The 16,911-nt window shown below is 70.9% G+C and carries 20 protein-coding genes; 17 read left to right on the forward strand and 3 right to left on the reverse strand.

Translation table 11 applies throughout. The annotated features are described in order from the left end of the window. Entirely contained in the window at positions 1–1,137 is a 1,137-nt protein-coding gene (locus VH112_03825) for an NAD(P)-binding domain-containing protein (protein ID HEX4539349.1), read from the reverse strand. Between the two features lie 105 nt (positions 1,138–1,242). On the opposite strand from VH112_03825, the gene VH112_03830 reads away from it, so the two are divergent. Both VH112_03830 and VH112_03835 read left to right on the forward strand, forming a co-directional pair. After that, positions 1,243–2,433, forward strand: coding sequence for an acetyl-CoA C-acetyltransferase (locus VH112_03830; protein HEX4539350.1), 1,191 nt, complete (start codon positions 1,243–1,245; stop codon positions 2,431–2,433). Positions 2,434–2,569: 136 nt separating this feature from the next. Then, positions 2,570–4,873 carry an MMPL family transporter gene (locus VH112_03835; GenBank protein HEX4539351.1) on the forward strand — a complete coding sequence of 768 codons (2,304 nt, stop codon included), beginning with the start codon at positions 2,570–2,572 and terminating at the stop codon, positions 4,871–4,873. Between the two features lie 29 nt (positions 4,874–4,902). Here VH112_03835 and VH112_03840 read toward each other — a convergent pair whose 3' ends face one another. Continuing rightward, positions 4,903–5,781, reverse strand: a complete 879-nt coding sequence (locus VH112_03840; protein ID HEX4539352.1) for an aldo/keto reductase — start codon at positions 5,779–5,781, stop codon at positions 4,903–4,905. 83 nt (positions 5,782–5,864) lie between these two features. Between VH112_03840 and VH112_03845 the strand changes: the two genes are divergently transcribed. After that, positions 5,865–6,047, forward strand: a complete 183-nt coding sequence (locus tag VH112_03845; protein HEX4539353.1) for a hypothetical protein — start codon at positions 5,865–5,867, stop codon at positions 6,045–6,047. Positions 6,048–6,100: 53 nt separating this feature from the next. Here VH112_03845 and VH112_03850 read toward each other — a convergent pair whose 3' ends face one another. Beyond that, a complete protein-coding gene (locus VH112_03850; protein HEX4539354.1) occupies positions 6,101–7,450 on the reverse strand; it encodes an alkaline phosphatase family protein in 1,350 nt (449 codons plus the stop codon). 186 nt (positions 7,451–7,636) lie between these two features. Between VH112_03850 and VH112_03855 the strand changes: the two genes are divergently transcribed. The 14 genes from VH112_03855 to panC all read left to right on the forward strand — a co-directional run bounded on the left by VH112_03855 (position 7,637) and on the right by panC (position 16,891). Then, complete coding sequence (locus VH112_03855; protein HEX4539355.1) at positions 7,637–8,347, forward strand: MBL fold metallo-hydrolase; 711 nt, start codon at positions 7,637–7,639, stop codon at positions 8,345–8,347. A 101-nt stretch (positions 8,348–8,448) separates the two neighbouring features. After that, positions 8,449–9,018 carry a sigma-70 family RNA polymerase sigma factor gene (locus VH112_03860; protein ID HEX4539356.1) on the forward strand — a complete coding sequence of 190 codons (570 nt, stop codon included), beginning with the start codon at positions 8,449–8,451 and terminating at the stop codon, positions 9,016–9,018. A gap of 33 nt (positions 9,019–9,051) precedes the next feature. After that, positions 9,052–9,312 (forward strand): mycothiol system anti-sigma-R factor, encoded by a 261-nt coding sequence (gene rsrA, locus VH112_03865; GenBank protein HEX4539357.1) that lies wholly within the window; start codon positions 9,052–9,054, stop codon positions 9,310–9,312. A 44-nt stretch (positions 9,313–9,356) separates the two neighbouring features. Next, a complete protein-coding gene (locus VH112_03870) occupies positions 9,357–9,545 on the forward strand; it encodes a hypothetical protein (GenBank protein HEX4539358.1) in 189 nt (62 codons plus the stop codon). Between the two features lie 165 nt (positions 9,546–9,710). After that, positions 9,711–10,769, forward strand: coding sequence for a zinc-dependent metalloprotease (locus tag VH112_03875; protein HEX4539359.1), 1,059 nt, complete (start codon positions 9,711–9,713; stop codon positions 10,767–10,769). After that, entirely contained in the window at positions 10,766–11,671 is a 906-nt protein-coding gene (gene tilS / locus VH112_03880; GenBank protein ID HEX4539360.1) for a tRNA lysidine(34) synthetase TilS, read from the forward strand. Before VH112_03875 ends, tilS begins: the two co-directional genes overlap by 4 nt. A 25-nt stretch (positions 11,672–11,696) precedes the next feature. Next, entirely contained in the window at positions 11,697–12,287 is a 591-nt protein-coding gene (hpt, locus tag VH112_03885) for a hypoxanthine phosphoribosyltransferase (protein HEX4539361.1), read from the forward strand. After that, on the forward strand, positions 12,284–12,853 hold the full coding sequence (gene folE, locus VH112_03890) for a GTP cyclohydrolase I FolE (GenBank protein HEX4539362.1): 570 nt from the start codon (positions 12,284–12,286) through the stop codon (positions 12,851–12,853). The genes hpt and folE overlap by 4 nt, the downstream gene beginning before the upstream one ends. A 185-nt stretch (positions 12,854–13,038) precedes the next feature. Beyond that, entirely contained in the window at positions 13,039–13,863 is an 825-nt protein-coding gene (gene folP / locus VH112_03895) for a dihydropteroate synthase (GenBank protein ID HEX4539363.1), read from the forward strand. Further along, positions 13,860–14,411: a hypothetical protein gene (locus VH112_03900; GenBank protein HEX4539364.1), complete on the forward strand. Its 552-nt coding sequence runs from the start codon at positions 13,860–13,862 to the stop codon at positions 14,409–14,411. Before folP ends, VH112_03900 begins: the two co-directional genes overlap by 4 nt. After that, positions 14,398–14,775: a dihydroneopterin aldolase gene (gene folB / locus VH112_03905; GenBank protein HEX4539365.1), complete on the forward strand. Its 378-nt coding sequence runs from the start codon at positions 14,398–14,400 to the stop codon at positions 14,773–14,775. The genes VH112_03900 and folB overlap by 14 nt, the downstream gene beginning before the upstream one ends. Positions 14,776–14,778: 3 nt before the next feature. Beyond that, positions 14,779–15,228 (forward strand): 2-amino-4-hydroxy-6-hydroxymethyldihydropteridine diphosphokinase, encoded by a 450-nt coding sequence (gene folK / locus VH112_03910; protein ID HEX4539366.1) that lies wholly within the window; start codon positions 14,779–14,781, stop codon positions 15,226–15,228. A 53-nt stretch (positions 15,229–15,281) separates the two neighbouring features. Continuing rightward, positions 15,282–16,052 (forward strand): DUF2520 domain-containing protein, encoded by a 771-nt coding sequence (locus VH112_03915; GenBank protein ID HEX4539367.1) that lies wholly within the window; start codon positions 15,282–15,284, stop codon positions 16,050–16,052. Beyond that, positions 16,043–16,891 (forward strand): pantoate--beta-alanine ligase, encoded by an 849-nt coding sequence (gene panC / locus VH112_03920; protein ID HEX4539368.1) that lies wholly within the window; start codon positions 16,043–16,045, stop codon positions 16,889–16,891. Before VH112_03915 ends, panC begins: the two co-directional genes overlap by 10 nt. The last annotated feature ends 20 nt before the right edge of the window (positions 16,892–16,911 follow it).

Below are 16,911 nucleotides of genomic sequence, written 5' to 3' on the forward strand. Positions count from 1 at the left end.
TCAATCGCGAGCTAGGAGATCCTGAACGATCAGCGTCGCAGCCGTCGGGGCTCCCTTCACGAAGCCAAAGAAAGGGCCGAAGTCCCTGGTGGCGGCGAACCCCGGCAGGTAGAGGCCGGCCACGCTGGTGCCGAAGCTCTCGTCCAGCACGGGGAAGCCCTCGGCCGTGTCGACGTCGCTCACGACCCCTTCGAGGTAGGGAACTCTGCTCAGCGCGGCCCGGTAGCCGGTGGCGAGCACGACCTTGTCGACGAGCAGGCGTTCGCCGTTCGACAGGCGGACCTTGACCTGGTCGCCGGTGGGCACGGCCTCGACGACTTCCGCGCCGGGCCAGCGCACCACGTTGACGTTGCTCAGCCGGGGAGCCAGCCACGCCTCCAGGGTCAACCGCCCGACCTCCCAGAACCGTCTGGAGATCGCATCCTGCTCGGCTGCCGCGAGGTGGCGCCACCAGCCCCGCACCCGCAGCGTGGTGTCGACGTACGCGTCGACGAACCGCCAGCTCACCTGGTCGAAGTGCGGTACATCGTGGCGGTGGACCACGTCGACGCGCTCGGCCCCCTGCTCGCCGATCAACGCCGCCCACTCGTAGGCGCTCTGCCGCCCGCCGACGATGAGGACCCGCGCCCCCGAGAGCTCGTCGAACCGGACGAGGTCGCAGGTGTGGGATCCGTGGTCCTCGGCCAACGGGGCCGCCCAGTCCGGCTTGGCGGCGAAGTTGGAAAGGCCGGGTGCGGCCACCACCGCGTCGGCGGCGAGACGATCGCCACCGGCGAGGGTGACCTCGAAGTGGCCGTCGAGGGTCGTCAGCTCGGCCACGAGGTCGTCGCGGACCTCGATCTTCTCGGCGTGCCGGAACCAGTCGGCGTAGTCCAGGAACACACCGACGGGGATCGGGTCGACGTCACTGGGGGTGATCCCCCGCTCTTCCAGGTACGCCTCCAGGGTGTGCACTCCGGCGGCGTCGAGGTGCCAGTCGGGTCCCGAGCGAAGGAACATTCCCGCGGGCATGTGCTCCCGCCAGAAGCTCATCGGCTTGCCGAGCACGACCGTCTCGATGCCGTGACGGCGGGCGAACGCGGCGGCCGACAAGGCGTATGGTCCGGCTCCTATGACGACCAGCGGTGTCGTCACCATCGGCGAGTCCCTCCCCCCGCGGTGCCTACCAGCTCAGGCTAGCCTCGCCATTGCCGGCCTCGGAGGCCGGCCACGGGCACGGGCCCGAGCAAGGGCGAGCAGCAGATGGCATCTTCGGTGATCGTGTCGGCGGTGAGGACGCCCGTCGGACGCTTCGGCTCCGCTCTGCGGAGCTGCTCCGGGGTCGAGTTGGGGGCGGTCGCCATCGCCGAGGCAGTCAGGCGGGCCGGCGTCGCGCCCGCTGATCTCGACTACGTGCTGATGGGTCACGTGCTGCAGGCGGGCGCGGGCCAGATCACCGCCCGCCAGGCCGCCGTCGCGGCCGGCGTTCCCGTGCAGGTGCCGGCGATCACCCTCAACAAGGTGTGCCTGTCCAGCCTGACCGCGGTCGCCCTCGCCGACCAGCTCGTCCGAGCAGGGGAGATCGACGTCGCCGTGGCCGGCGGGATGGAGTCGATGACTGGTGCGCCGTACGTGCTGCCCCGCGGGCGGTGGGGCCTGCGGATGGGCGATGCCCAGCTCGTCGACACGATGATCCACGACGGGCTGTGGTCCACCTTCACCGGCCAGCACATGGGCGAATCGTCCGACGACGTCAACGCGGCCCTGGCTATCTCGCGCCAGGACCAGGACGAGTGGGCGGCCCGCTCCCACCGGCGGGCCGCCGAGGCCTGGGACATGGGCCGCTACGTCGAAGAGACCGTCGGTGTCCCGGTCCGAGCAGGGCCGGACGACAGGATCCTCGTCGAGCGCGACGAGGGATTCCGTCCAGCCACGACGAGCCGATCACTCGCCGGGCTGCCTCCCGCGTTCACGCCGAAGGGCACGATCACCGCCGGCAACGCCTCACAGCTGTCCGACGGGGCGGCAGCGACCGTGGTGATGAGCGCCGAGCGCGCACAGGCCCTCGGCATCGAGCCGCTGGCCGAGATCGTGGCCCACGGGATGTGCGCCGAGCGCTTCGAGTACCTGCACACCGTCCCCGCCATCGCCCTGGAGCGGGCGATCAAGAAGGCCGGCCTGCAGGTCGACGACCTCGGGCTCATCGAGATCAACGAGGCCTTCGCGTCGATCGCAGTGCACGCTTCGCGCATGCTCGGCGCAGACGAGGCCAGAGTGAACGTCAACGGGGGGTCGGTGGCGTTGGGCCACGCCCTGGGCTCGACCGGCGCGCGGATGCTCGTCACCTTGGTGCACGAGATGCGTCGCCGTCGGGTCGAGCACGGCGCCGCGACCCTGTGTGGTGGCGGCGGTCAGGGAGACGCCCTGATCGTGCGCCTGCCTGGACTCAGCTGAGACAGCGGCCGCGGATCGCCACGACGGGCGCCCGCGGGCAACGGCGCCCGGCGGATCCGCTACATTTCGTCCCAATCGGCGGTACTCCGCGTGCAACTGGTCGCACGGCGACATTTCAACACCTCTGGAGTAGGCATTGACCTTCCTCGCTGCGGTAGGCCGTTTCTCCGTCAGGTTCCGGTACCTGATCGTCGTCGTCTGGATCGTCGGCGCGGGCTTGGCGGGAGCCGCCCTGCCGACTCTGGGCAGCGCGGTCAAGGCCAACAACCAGAGCTTCCTGCCGTCCAACTCCCCGAGCCTCGAGGCTGCGAAGCTGGCCACGCCGTTCCAGCCGGTCAACTCGGTCCCGGTGCCGATCGTGGCCTCGCGGTCGGGGTCGCAGCTCACGGTTGCCGACCAGGCCGCCGTCTCCCGGATCCAGGCCGCGGCCCGAGCGGTGGCGGGAGTGCAGTCGGTGCAACTGGTCGGGGTGTCACCGGATGGCCAGGCCGTCGAGCTTCGCGTGCTCGCCAACCTCCAGGGCGGGATGAACGCCGACAAGACCCTGGTCGACGCGCTGCGCTCGGCCATCCGGGCCCAGCCCGTTCCCCCCGGCCTCAGTGTCCACCTGGCCGGGGAGATCGCGGCTGGGGTGGACAACCAGAGCGCCTCGAACAACGCCGGTAACCGCACCGAGCTGTTCTCGATCGTCTTCATCCTCGCCCTGCTGTTCCTGGTGTTCCGCTCGGTGCTGGCGCCCATCCTCACGGTGCTGCCCGCCATCATCGTCTTCTCAATCGCCGGACCCCTGATCGGGGAAGCGGCCACGGCGGGTCTGCAGGTCTCGTTGTTCACCCAGGTCCTGCTCATCGTCCTCGTGCTCGGTGCCGGGACCGACTACGGGCTCTTCCTCGTCTTCCGGGTCCGGGAGGAGATCCAGGGAGGCCTCGCGCCCAAGGACGCCGTGGTCAAAGCCGTGTCGCGGGTGGGCGAGACGATCAGCTTCTCGGCGGCCACGGTGATCGCCGCCCTGCTCAGCCTGCTGCTCGCGACATTCGGCATCTACCAGAGTCTCGGCGTACCCCTGGCGATCGGCATCGCCCTCATGCTCGTCGCCGGGCTGACACTGCTGCCCGCCCTGCTTGCCATCTTCGGGCGGGCCGTCTTCTGGCCGTCCAAGCCCAAGGTCGGCCCTCATCGCTTCGGGACCTGGGGACGCATCGCCGGCCATGTCGTCGAGCGGCCTGGAGTGACGCTGGGCGTCGGCGTGGTGGTCCTCGGTCTGTTGGCCGTGGCCGCGCTCGGCAACAAGCCCTCCGGCTTCGGCAACCAGACGCCACCGCCGTCGAGCGACTCGGCCCAGGGCAACGCCGCCCTGGCCGCCCACTTCCCGCAGGCGGCGGCGAACCCCACCGATCTGGTGTTCAAGTTCGCGACCTCCGTGTGGGTCGATCCCACCCCGCTCGCGACCCTCCAGTCCCAGCTGAGCCACGCCTCGGTCTTCAAGTCCCTCGACACCCCGCTCAACCCCAACGGGACCGCGCTCACCCCGACCCAGCTGGCCAACCTGCACGCCACGCTCGGCCCGGTGCAGGCCCTACCGGCGATCGCGCCGCCGGGGCTCGGTGTGCCAGCGACCACCTACAACGCCTACCGGGCGGCGTCGCAGCTGATCAGCACCGACGGCAGGACGGTGCTGATCAACGCGTCGCTGACCGCCGGCGACCCGCAGACCACGGCGGCGCTCAAGCAGGTACCCGCCATGCGCGCCGCGGTCACCCAGGCCGCCCGCGCCGCTGGTGCGACCGCCAGCGGGGTGGCCGGCATCGCACCGGCCTCCTACGACATCAGCTCGGTGTCGAGCAGCGACCTCAGGACCATCATCCCCGTCGCCGTGGCCATCATCGCCGTGCTCCTGGCCCTGGTGCTGCGCAGCCTGCTCGCCCCCCTCTATCTCATCCTCAGTGTCGTCCTGTCCTACCTGGCCGCCCTCGGACTGGCCGTCATCATCTTCATCGACCTGTCCGGCGACTCTGGTCTCATCTTCTTCCTGCCCTTCTTGATGTTCATCTTCCTGCTGGCCCTCGGGGAGGACTACAACATCCTCGTCATGACGAGGATCCGGGAGGAGGCCCAGGATCTTCCGCTGCGCCACGCCATCACCGAGGCCCTCGGCGCCACCGGTACGACCGTCACGTCGGCCGGCCTGGTCCTGGCCGGGACCTTCGCCGTGCTCGCCCTCTCCGCCGGGAGCGGCTCCAACGGGAGCCAGCTGCGGGCCATCGGCGTCGGCCTCGCCCTCGGCATCCTCATGGACTCGTTCATCGTGCGAACGTTGCTGGTGCCCTCGGCCGTGGCCTTGCTGGGCCGGTGGAACTGGTGGCCATCTTCCCTCTCCCGCCCCGAGCACGAGGCCGCGCTCGACGCCGGGGCCCCCGCGACCGAGGACGTGCGCCGATAGTCGAGGTGGGGGCGACGCGACGCGAGCGCTCAGATTCGTTCGAGTGAGAAGCCGTCGAACAGCGGTTCCACGCCCTCGGTGGCCCAGTCGTCGCGCAGCTGGGCATCCGATGGGGGACGGACCGGAGCCGCCGCCGCCTCGAGGATCGGCCGCAGCAGGCGGGCATCGCTCGACGTGTTGAGGAAGAGCTGCGGGTGGGCCAGGACGTAGTGCACGGCGCGTTCCAGCGCCGGGCCGGCCGGCAGGGGCTCGTACCAGCTGAACCGCGGCTGCCCGTCGTCTACCCACCGCCGCCGGGCGACCGACTTGATGGTCTGGGCCGCGATGCGGCGCTCGCTGCACACGGCGAGCAGCTCGTCGACGTCCGCCCGGTAGGCGCCGTCGGCCAGCAAGGAGAAGTTGTAGGGGAAGAGCACGGAGTCGAAGTCGAAGCGCTCGAGGCTGCGGAGGTGCATGCGGGCGATCCGCAGGCCGTGCCCGGTCACCCCGATGAAGCGGACCAGGCCCTCCCGCCGGGCCTGTTCGAGGGCCTCGACGGCGCCGCCGGGGCCGTGCGCGACCTGCCACTCGTCCTCCTCCACCAGGTTGTGGAGCTGGATCAGGTCGAGCTGGTCGACCCCCAGTCGCTCTAGCGAGCGCTCGAGGCTGGCTCGGGCATCGGTCCCGACCCGGTCGCCCGTCTTGGTGGCGAGGAAGAAGTCGCTGCGGTGCTCAGCGAGCCACGGCGCCAGCCGCAGCTCGGCATCGCCGTACGCGGCGGCCACGTCGAGGTGGTTCACGCCGGCATCCAGCAGGATGGGGAGCAGCTCGTCCGCCCGCTCCTGGCTCATCCGCCACAGCGCTGCCGCTCCGAAGATGACCCGGCTGCTCTGGTGGCCCGTCCTCCCGAACTCCGACCGTTCGATCACCAACGGCGACGCTACCGTCTGCGCTGGACGCGCGCGCTGCGCCCTGATCCAGCCAAGGGGCACTTTCGCCTAAGCTTCGGCACATGCCGCAGATCATCAACGGCGGCAAGTGGGCGGAGGACCGGCTCCGCCATCTCCGCCAGCTACGCGAGCAGACGTCGAACGAGGACGAGCGCCGCCAGATCGATCAGGAGATCGAGCAGCTCAAGTCCGAGAGCAGGTTCGGTCGTCGCCTCCTCCGCCTGCTGCTACCAGGGATGAAGTAGCGGCGTTGGGGCGGCGGTGCTGCCGCCGCCGGCGCGCCGCGGCGCCGCCGACATCACGGGATGGGCGGGTTCTTGGCCACGCAGCCGACGGCTCCCGATGACAGCCGCGCTGCGGGCAGCTCTGGTGGTGCGGCGAACGGCGGGCGGCGGGCCGAGAGCTCCAGGCAGTCGAGCAGGTTGCTGGCGTTGGCGTCCCGGTAGGTGAGGGCGGGAAGGTTCCACTTGGTCTCGACCAGCTTGAGGATCGACGTGTGGTCGTGCACGACCGACGACACGTAGTCCCGCCTGGCCCACGGCGACACGATCACGGCCGGCACCCTGAACCCGTAGCGGTCGAAGCCTCCCGGCTGGTCCGGCGGCACGGTGATTTGGGGCGGCACACCATCGGGAGGCACGGCCCGAGGCGGCGGGACGTGGTCGTAGTAACCGCCGTGCTCGTCGTAGGTGAAGACAAGGACAGTCTTCTCCCAGCCCGGGCCGTGGAGGACCGCGTTGATCACCGACGACGCGTAGCTCTCGCCGACGGTGACGTCCTGGGGGTTCTCCTCCGATCCCTCGAAGCTCTCGGGATCCACGATGCTGAAGGCGGGGAGCGTGCCGGCGGCGGCGTCGGCGAAGAACTCGGCGACGGGCACGACCTTGCCGGGATTGTCCTCGACCAGGTACGGAAACAGCCCGGCGGTCGGCAGGTCGGCGAAGTAGTCCTTCCAGCTGATGCCGTGGGCGTTCAACCGGTCGAAGATGGTCCCGTTGGGAGGACGCGGATCGGTCACCGAAGGGAAGGGGTCGCCGACCATTCCCAGCGACGTGCCAGCGAGGAGATATCGGCGGTTGGGGTACGTCTGGCACAGCGTGGAGCAGAAGTACCGGTCGCAGAGCGGGAACGTGCTCGCCAGCCCGTAATAGAACGGCAGGTCCGCTCCGGTCCAGTAGGCCATGGCCTGGTTGCTGGAGGCTCGCACGAAGCCGTCGTTGCGCCCACCGTCGAGCGAGATGTGGCTGGCGTCCCAGCTCTGGCTCACGCCTCCCTGGTCCTGGCAGGTCGTGGGGGAGTGATAAGCGCGCACAGGCCGGCCCTGCTTGTCGGGGCAGGTCGCCGTGGGCTGGCCATCGGCCCCGAGCCGGAAGCCGTCGCCCCTCGCCCGCTGGCCCGGTCCTCGACCCAGCATCCCGAGGTAGCAGTCGTAGGAGTGGTTCTCCATCATGAGCACGACGATGTGCTCGATCTTGGGGAGGGTGTCGGTTCCGGGCGGCAGCGCCGGATAGGGCAGCGAGCCCGGACGGCGCAGCGACTCTCCCCAGGCTGGGCCCACCGTTCGTCCGAGCACCGTCCCGGCGAGGGCGAGGCCCGTGCCGGCCGCCATGCCCCGGAGCAGGGCCCGACGGGACAGCTGATCGTCCACAGCGCGAGGTTCGCCCTAGGAGCGCCCCGTCCTGCCCGGTCCCGGAGAGTTCACCCGCTGTTGGCCGGCGCTCGACGCCGGCCGGGCTCGAGCGACGGGGCGAGCGCCCCGCTCGCCTACGATCGTGCCTGCTCTCCTCGGGCCGGCATGTTGGGCCGACCCGAGCCGAACGGACCACGGGGACTCATGAGCGACCGCCTGTACTTTCGTCAGCTTCTCGCTGGTCGAGACTTCGCCCGCACCGACTTCGTCGCCCGGCAGATGGTGAACTTCGTGTACCTGATCGGCGACCGGGAGACCGGAGACGCCGTCGTCGTCGATCCCGCCTATGGCGTGAGTGACCTGGTCGACCTGCTCGCCGCCGATGACATGCGGCTGACGGGCGCGCTCGTGACCCACTGGCATCCCGACCACGTGGGTGGCGACCTCATGGGCCACGGCATCGAGGGCCTGCGCGAGCTGCTGGAGCACAAGGAGGTCCCGGTGCACGTGCAGGCCGACGAGGCGCCCTGGGTGACTCGGGCCACGGGCGTGGCCGACCTCCTGGAGCACCACCAGAGCGGCGACGTCGTCGACGTCGGCGACCTGGGTGTGACGCTCCTCCACACGCCTGGCCACACCCCCGGCAGCCAGTGCTTCATGGTGGAGAACCGGCTGGTCGCGGGGGACACGCTCTTCCTCGAGGGCTGTGGCCGGACGGACCTGCCGGGCGGCGACCCGGAGGCGATGTACGACAGCCTCACCCGTCGTCTGGCCAGAGTTCCCGACGACACGATCCTCTTCCCCGGCCACCTCTATTCGGCCGACCCCTCCGCCACCATGGGCGACACCCGCCGGCTCAACTACGTCTTCCGCCCGGAGACGCCCGAGCAGTGGCTGATGATGTTCGGGCAGTAGCCGGCTACGGGCCGCCGCCGGACAGAGGCCCCTGGCACGGCTCTCGCGGTCTGCGGGAGTTTCGAGGGGATCGCCGGCTCACGGGGGGTACTGTGCAGGGCATGGCTGACAAGGCGACGTTCGCCGACCAGGCGATGGACTTCATGCCTGCCCTCTATACGGCCGCCCTGCGCATGACCCGAAACGCCGCCGACGCCGAGGACCTCGTCCAGGAGACGTACCTGAAGGCCTATCGGGCATTTGGGAGCTTCGAGCAGGGCACTAACCTCAAGGCCTGGCTCTACAAGATCCTCACCAACACGTTCATCAACGCCTATCGGTCTCGGCGGCGGCGGCCCGAGCAGACCGAGATCGAGGATGTCGAAGATCTTTATCTCTACCGCCGGCTGGGGGGTCTGGAGGCGGCGACGGCGGGCCGGAGCGCCGAGGAGGAGGTCCTCGACCATTTCACCGACACCGACGTCAAGGAGGCGCTGGAGTCGCTGCCGGAGAGCTTCCGGATCACCGTTCTGCTCGCCGACGTCGAGGGATTCTCGTACCGGGAGATCGCCGACATCCTGGATATTCCCATCGGTACGGTCATGAGTCGACTCCACCGCGGAAGAAGGGCGCTCCAGAAAGCGTTGCTTGAGTTTGGTATGGAACGCGGTCTCGTAGGTGATCGGGAATGATGATTCGTAGGGAGCGATTCGTGGGAGTTGGTGATGGTTGAAGCGGACCACGATGAGTGTTGGGAGGCGGTCCATCGCCTCTACCATTTTCTCGATGGCGAGCTGACCAGCGAGAAGCGTTTGGAGATATCTCAACACCTGGACAGCTGTCATCCCTGCCTCGAAGCGTTCGACTTCGAGGCCGACCTGCGCCACATGCTGGCGGCCAAGTGCCGCGACCACGTACCAGAGACGCTGCGGGGGCGGGTCGCGTGGGCACTGCGCCACGAGCAGGACGTCGACCAGCGCCCCTAGGGCGGGCGAGGAATACCGCCGCTCGGCTGTTCGTTGTCACCGACGTGGCTGAACGTGTGGTACGGGGGACGTCGTTGTCGGGTAGCGATCGGCCGTCGCGCTCCTTCGGTGCAGGGAGGGTATGCCGGGAGCAGGGGTGCTCCACGAAGCTATCGATCTACAACAACGGCAAGTTCTGCTATCAGCACGAGCCCATGGCCGTGCCCCGGACCCGGGGCAAGAAGATCGCCTGATCGACGACCGCGCCGGGTCGGCGGAGGCGTCTTGCCATCCCCGAGCGGTCGACGGCGGGGACCAGCCGAGCCCGAGGGGCCGGCCGGGCAGGCGGACCTGATGATGCAAGGTTGAGGCCGGTGCGGGTGCATGATGGCGTGATCCGTACCGCGCCTGGAGATGCCGTGACTGAAGCCGTGTCCTGGGATCTGGCCGAGCGGGTGGCCGTTCGGGTCGCCGGCCGAGAGCCTTTCGCCGAGTCCTACCACTACTCGTCCCTCCAGCCGGATTTCGAGGAGCTGACGGTCGAGGCCGAGGAGCTGGTCGCACGGGCCACGGGGCTGCGCTCGCTGGCGGGCCCGGCTCGGGCGCGGGTGACCGACCGTCCGGGATGGGTCAGGGCCAACGTGGCCTCGTTCCAGCGGCTGCTCCGGCCCGTCACCGAGCGGCTCGGCCCCCGCCTGCTGGCGAGCCCGATCGCCCCGGTGAGCAGGGCCGCCGCCGGCGTGCAGGTGGGCACGGTGCTCGGGTGGATGTCCACCAGGGTGCTCGGCCAGTACGACCTGCTCCTCGCCGAGGACGAGCGCGTCGAGGAGCAGGACATCGTCTACTACGTCGGGCCCAACGTGCTCAGCCTCGAGAAGCGGTTCTCGTTCCCGCCCCGTCAGTTCCGCCTGTGGCTCGCCCTGCACGAGGTGACCCATCGGGCCCAGTTCACCGGCATCCCGTGGATGCGGGCCCACTTCCTCTCCCTCGTGGACCAGACCCTCGGCGCCATGGATCCCGACCCTCGCCGGTTCCTCGAGGGCCTCAGGAGGGCGGCGGACGAGGTGCGGATGGGACGCAACCCCCTGTCGGACGGCGGACTGCTGGGTCTCGTCATGGGGACCGAGCAGCACGCCGTGCTGGGCCAGGTCCAAGGCCTGATGAGCCTGCTCGAGGGCCATGGGGACGTGACGATGGACCGGGCCGGGGCGGCTCGGATCCCGAGCGCCGAGCGGTTCAGCCGGGTGCTGCGGGAGCGCCGGCGCCAGGTGCGGGGACCGGCCCGGCTGGTCCAGCAGCTGATCGGTCTCGAGGCCAAGATGCGCCAGTACGAGGACGGTGAGCGGTTCGTGGCGGCCGTCGAGGCGGCGGGCGGGCCGGAGCTGCTGGGGCTGGCCTGGCGAGGGCCGGACGCGCTCCCCACTCTGGACGAGATCCGCGACCCGCCGAGCTGGATGCGCCGCGTCAGGGCGGGGTGAGCGCGATACTCGCCGACCTTCTCAGCCGCTGTGCCTTCCCGCCGGCGGGGTCGGCGCTCAGCTGCGCCGTCTCGGGAGGAGCGGACTCGCTGGGGTTGCTGGCCCTGGCGACCGAGGCCGGGTGCGCGGTGACAGCGGTCCACGTCGACCACGGTCTGCGTGCGGGGTCGGCCGGCGAGGCCGGCGTGGTCGAGGACGCCGCCCGCCGGTTCGGGGCGAGGTTCCGGGCCGAGCGGCTGGCGCTCAGTCCTGGACCCAACCTCGAGGCCAGGGCCCGGGCGGCGCGTCTCGCTGTCCTGCCCGCCGACGTGGCGACCGGGCACACGGCCGACGACCAGGCCGAGACGATGGTCCTGAACCTCGTGCGGGGTGCCGCCGCCGGGGGCCTCGGTGGTATGCGCCTCGGGCGCCGACACCCGATTCTCCGCCTCCGCCGGGCCGAGACCGTGGCCGTGTGCCGGCACCTCGGCCTCACGCCGGTGGTGGACCCGACGAACGCGGATCCCACCCATCGCCGCAACCGGGTGCGCCACGAGGTGATGCCCCTCTTGGACGAGGTCGCGCAGCGCGACGTCATTCCCGTGCTCACCCGCCAGGCCGCGCTCCTGGCCGACGAGGCCGAGTACCTCGACTCCCTCGCCGCGGGCCTCGACCCCACCGACGGAGGGGCCTTGGCTCGTGCCCCTGCAGCGCTCGCCCGTCGGGCCGTGCGTACCTGGCTGCGGGGCGACGGTCCCTACGCACCCACGGCTGACGCCGTGGAACGCGTCCTCGACGTCGCCCGCGGCGGTGGTCGGGCGTGCGAGGTGGGCGCCGGCCTGCGAGTGCGCCGTTCCCGAGGGCGCCTCGCGCTGGAAGGCGCGCCCCAAGGCGCCGCGGTCCCTGTCGCCGATGCACCTTGACCACCTCACCGCTAGGGTCGAGCAGGTGAACGGCCCGGACACCGACGGCCGCCTTCCTGCCACCTTCCAGGACGAAGCCAACCTGGGACGGGTGGTGGTGGCGGAGGACGCGCTCACGGCCCGGGTGGAGGAGCTCGGTCGCCAGATCACCGTCGACTACACAGATCGTCCTCCGTTGCTCGTGGGTGTCCTGAAAGGTGCCTTCGTGTTCATGAGCGACCTCGCCCGCGCAATCCGGCTGCCGGTCGAGTTCGACTTCATGGCGGTGGCGTCGTACGGAACCGCCACCAAGACCAGCGGTGTCGTCCGCATCGTCAAGGACCTCGACCTCGATCTCTCCGGTCGCCACGTCCTTGTCGTCGAGGACATCGTCGACAGCGGGCTCACGCTGTCGTACCTCCGGCGCAACCTTCTGGCCCGTGGACCGGCCAGCCTCGAGGTGTGCGCCCTGTTGGTGAAGGAGGGGCTGCAGCGGACCGAGCTCGACCTGCGCTATGTCGGGTTTCGCATCCCCCCCGACTTCGTGGTGGGTTACGGGCTGGACATCGGCGAGAGATACCGCAACCTCCCCAGGGTCTGCGTCTATGTCGGCAACGACCTGCCGAGGCCGCAGTGAGCGTGGACCGCGGTCGCATCGAGAAGGCGGTGGGGGAGCTCCTGGAGGCAATCGGCGAGGATCCGGACCGGGACGGTCTGCAGGCGACGCCCGCCCGGGTCGCGGCCATGTACGAGGAGCTGTTCTCCGGCATCCACGACGACCCCGAGCGACACCTCACGGTGACGTTCGCGGCCGAGCACGACGAGATGGTGATGGTGAAGGACATCGCCTTCGCATCGATGTGCGAGCACCACATGGTGCCGTTCATCGGCAGGGCCGCGGTCGCCTACATCCCGAACGACGACGGTCGCATCACCGGGCTCTCCAAGATCGCCCGCCTGGTCGAGGCCTACGCCCGGCGGCTCCAGGTCCAGGAGCGGCTGACGAGTCAGGTGGCCGACACGCTCGAGCGGGGGCTGGCGCCGAGGGGCGTCCTGGTGGTGATGGAGGCGGAGCACCTGTGCATGTCCATGCGCGGGGTGAAGAAGCCGGGGGCCCTGACGGTGACCTCGGCGGTGCGGGGCCTCTTTCGCTCCGACGTCGCCACCCGGGCCGAGGCCATGCAGTTCATCCGCGGCCGTTAGGCCGGCGCGAGAGGCCGGCTCCGGGAGGCTTGGCCGGCCCGGGAGGTCGGCTCGGGGAGCCTAGGCCGGCCCGGGAGGCCGGCTCCGACCGCACGGGCCCGTCGCGGCCCGGCCGGCGGCGCTGGTGCACTTCGGCGGGCCCCAGCGTCCCCCGCTCAGCAGGCTGAGAACCTACGCTGACTCCCATGCGGCCGTTGGTGATGGGTGTGCTCAACGTGACGCCGGACTCCTTCTCCGACGGAGGCCAGTTCTTCTCCCACGAGGCCGCGGTGGCTCACGGCCTCGAGATGGTGGCCGACGGCGTCGACATGGTTGACGTCGGTGGTGAGTCGAGCCGGCCGGGGGCCGAGCCCGTCGCCGAGCCCGAAGAGCTCCGGCGGGTGATCCCGGTCATCGAGGCGCTCTCCCCCCACGTGCGGGTGTCGATCGACACGACCAAGGCGCCGGTCGCCGAGGCGGCGGTGCGCGCCGGAGCGACCCTGGTCAACGACATCTCCGCCTCGCTGCACGAGGTGGCCGCGGCGGAGGGCGTGGGCTGGGTGGCGATGCACATGCGGGGCACGCCGCGGACGATGCATCACGACCCCCGCTACGACGACGTCGTCAGTGAGGTCGTGGCCTTCCTGGAGGAACGGGCCGAGCGGGCGCTGGCGGCCGGGGTCAGCGAGGTCTGGGTGGACCCGGGCATCGGCTTCGGCAAGACGCCCGCCCACAACCTGAGCCTCCTCCGCCACCTCGGCCGGCTGGTGGCCGCCGGCCACCCCGTCCTGATCGGCACCAGCCGCAAGAGCTTCCTCGGCCGGCTCGTGGAGGGTGGGCCGGTCCCCCTTCCCGCCGGCGAGCGCCTGCCGGGATCGATCGCCACGGCGGTGTGGGCTATGGCGAACGGTGCCGACATGGTTCGGGTCCACGACGTGGCCCCGACGCTCCAGGCGGCCAAGGTCGTGGGCGACGACCGGGAGGCCGGCGGGGTCCAAGGCGGCGGCGACGCGCTCGTGGGGCGGAGGTGAAGGGCCGCTGGGCGGCCGGGATCGCCCCACGCAACTTCGCCTGGGTGATCAGGGATCACCTGGCGGTGAGCGAGCGCCCCGGCGGCTACGCCCGCAACCACCGGCGGGTGCGCCGTCAGGAGGAGATCATCTGGCTCCGAGAGCAGGGGTTCACCCTCGTGGTGTCGCTGCTCGGGTCCCCTCACAACCTCCACGCCTACGACGAGATGGACCTGCCGTGGGCGCACTTTCCCTTTGGCTCCAGCGCCGAGCCTCGCCAGGTTCTTCCCGACCTCTTCGTGCAGCTGCAGGGTTGGCTGGGCCACGGCGAGCGGCTCCTGTTGCACCAGGAGGAGCTCGGTGACCGGGTCATGGGTGTGATCGCCGGATACCTCCGCTGGTCGGGAAAGGTGCCCTCTGGGCCACAGTCGATCGCCGCCGTCGAGCGCATCGTGCGCAAGCAGATGGGCCCGCTCGGCCGACAGCTGGTGGCCCTCTCACCGGAGCTCGAGACCGGCCCGGCAGGCCGGCCCCAAGCGACAGCCGGTGAGGCCGATGACACCCGGTGATCGCCCGGACCGGATCGAGATCCGGGCCCTCCGGGTCGTCGGTACCCACGGGCTGCTGCCCGAGGAGCAGGGCCGAGGCCAGCCGTTCGAGATCGACCTCGACGTGAAGGCCGATCTGAGGAGCGCCGGCGGAAGTGACGATCTCGAGGACACCGTCGACTACGGCCAGGTGGTCGAGCGGGCGGCGGCGATCGTCGCCGGCCCGAGCTATCGCCTGCTGGAGGCCCTGGCCGAGGGCATCGCCGCCGCGGTGCTCGCCGACACCCGGGTGACCTCGGTCATCGTCGGAGTGCGCAAACTGCGTCCGCCACTGGCTGCGGACCTCGGCTCGGTCGGCGTCCGCATCACCAGGTCCCGCCCGTAGGGCGTGCGCGCCTTCCTGGGCCTCGGGTCCAACGTCGGGGACCGTCGCGCCGCCCTGCGACGCGCGGTCGCCTCCCTGCCCGATGTCGAGGCCGTCTCACCGCTGTACGAGACGGAGCCGGTTGGAGGGCCCCCCGAGCAGCGGCCCTACCTCAACCTCGTCGTCGAGCTGGCCACCGAGCGCACGCCGCGGGAGCTCCTCGAGCTCGGTGGCCGTCTCGAGGAGGCGGAGGGCAGAGTCCGGGGCGAGCGCTTCGGTCCGCGGCCTCTCGACGTCGACGTGCTCCTGGCCGGTGACCAAAAGCTCGAGGAACCCGACCTCGTGGTGCCCCATCCCCGGATGTGGGAGCGCCGCTTCGTGCTCGCGCCGCTGGCCGACCTGGCTCCCGAGCTGGTGCCCGAGGGCTGGGAGACGCGCGTTTCCGGCGAGGTCACCAGATTGGGTACGCTGTAGCCACTGCACGAACGGCACCCTCGCGGAGGGGCCGGAACGTCGAGAGAGGTCGTTTGACCAGTTTTCGCCTGATCGGCCCGGGTCGCGCCGGCCGGTCACTCGCCACGGCCTTGTCGGATGCCGGCTGGGAGCTCGTCGGCATGCTGGGGCCCCACGACGACCTGCGCTCCGCGGCGCACGGCGTCGGTGCCCTCGTGATCGCCACTCCCGACAGTGCCGTCGCCGCGGTCAGCGCTGCCGTCGACCCCTCGCCCGACACCGTGGTGCTCCACCTGGCCGGATCGCTCGGGCTGGACGTGCTGGATCCCCACCCCCGGCGGGCGTCGGTGCATCCCCTCGTCACCCTCCCCGAGCCGCGCTCGGGCGCGGCTCGCCTCGCCGCCGGGTGTTACTTCGCCGTGGCCGGGGACCCGCTGGCCCTCGAAGTGGTGGCGGCGCTCGGAGGCCGAGCCCTGGCCGTGCCCGACAAGGACCGGGCCGCCTATCACGCCGCCGCGTGCCTGGCCGCCAACCACGTGGTCGCCCTGCTCGGCCAGGTCGAGCGGGTGGCGGCCGGCGCTGGGGTCCCGTTGGCAGCCTTCATGGAGCTCGCCCGCGGCGCCGTCGACGATGTCGCCGCCGTCGGCCCGGCGCGAGCTCTCACCGGTCCGGTGGTCCGGGGGGACGGGGCCACGATCGAGCGACACCGCGCCGTGCTGGAGCCCGCCGAGCGGCCCGCCTACGACGCGCTCGTCGAGCTGTCCCAGCGCCTGGTGGAGGCGCGCACTGCGGCCCCGCCCGAGGCCGCGAAGGTCCCAATTGTGGAGCCCGCCGCGTGCAGGTGATCGAGACGCTCGAGGAGCTGACCCGGACGCTCGAGAAGGAGCGGGCCACGGGCCGCCAGGTCGGCCTGGTCCCGACCATGGGCGCCCTCCACGCCGGCCATCTGGCGCTGGTGGAACGGGCCCGATCGGAATGCGACACCGTGGTGATGACCATCTTCGTGAACCCGCTCCAGTTCGATGCCCGCGAGGACCTGGTCAGCTACCCGCGGGACCACGCGAGGGATGTCGAGCTCGCTCGCCGCGGCGGCGTGGACTGCGTGTTCCTGCCCGCGGAGCAGGAGATGTACCCGGGTCCGGTGCTGACGTCGGTGCGGGTGTCGGGATTGACCGAGGGTCTGGAGGGAAGCGTCCGCCCGGGGCACTTCGAAGGGGTGGCGACCGTGGTGGCCAAGCTGTTCGCTGCCGTCGGGCGCTCCCGCGCCTACTTCGGCGAGAAGGACTACCAGCAGCTGCTCGTGGTGCGCCGAATGGCGGCCGACCTTTCGTTCCCGGTCGAGGTGATCGGCTGCGAGACGGTACGGGATCGCGACGGCGTGGCCCTCTCGAGCCGCAACGCCCGGCTGACCATGGAGCAGCGGGCGGCCGCCTCCGTGCTGCACCGGGCCCTGCAGGCCGGTCGCAGCGCCGTCGACGGGGGCGAGCGCATCTCGGAACGGGTCTCGGCGGCGATGGCGGCGGTCGTGACAGCCGAGCCACTTGCCAAGCTCGACTATGCCGCCGTGGTCGGCGCCACCGACCTGACCGTGCCCGCGACACTCGCTGGCGACGTCCGCCTGTTGGTCGCTGCTCACTTCGGCTCCACCCGACTGATCGACAACCTCGGAGCGCGGACGCCATGAGCGCCCTCCCGCGCCCGATC

The organism is Acidimicrobiales bacterium (assembly GCA_036270875.1).
Lineage (GTDB): Bacteria > Actinomycetota > Acidimicrobiia > Acidimicrobiales > AC-9 > AC-9.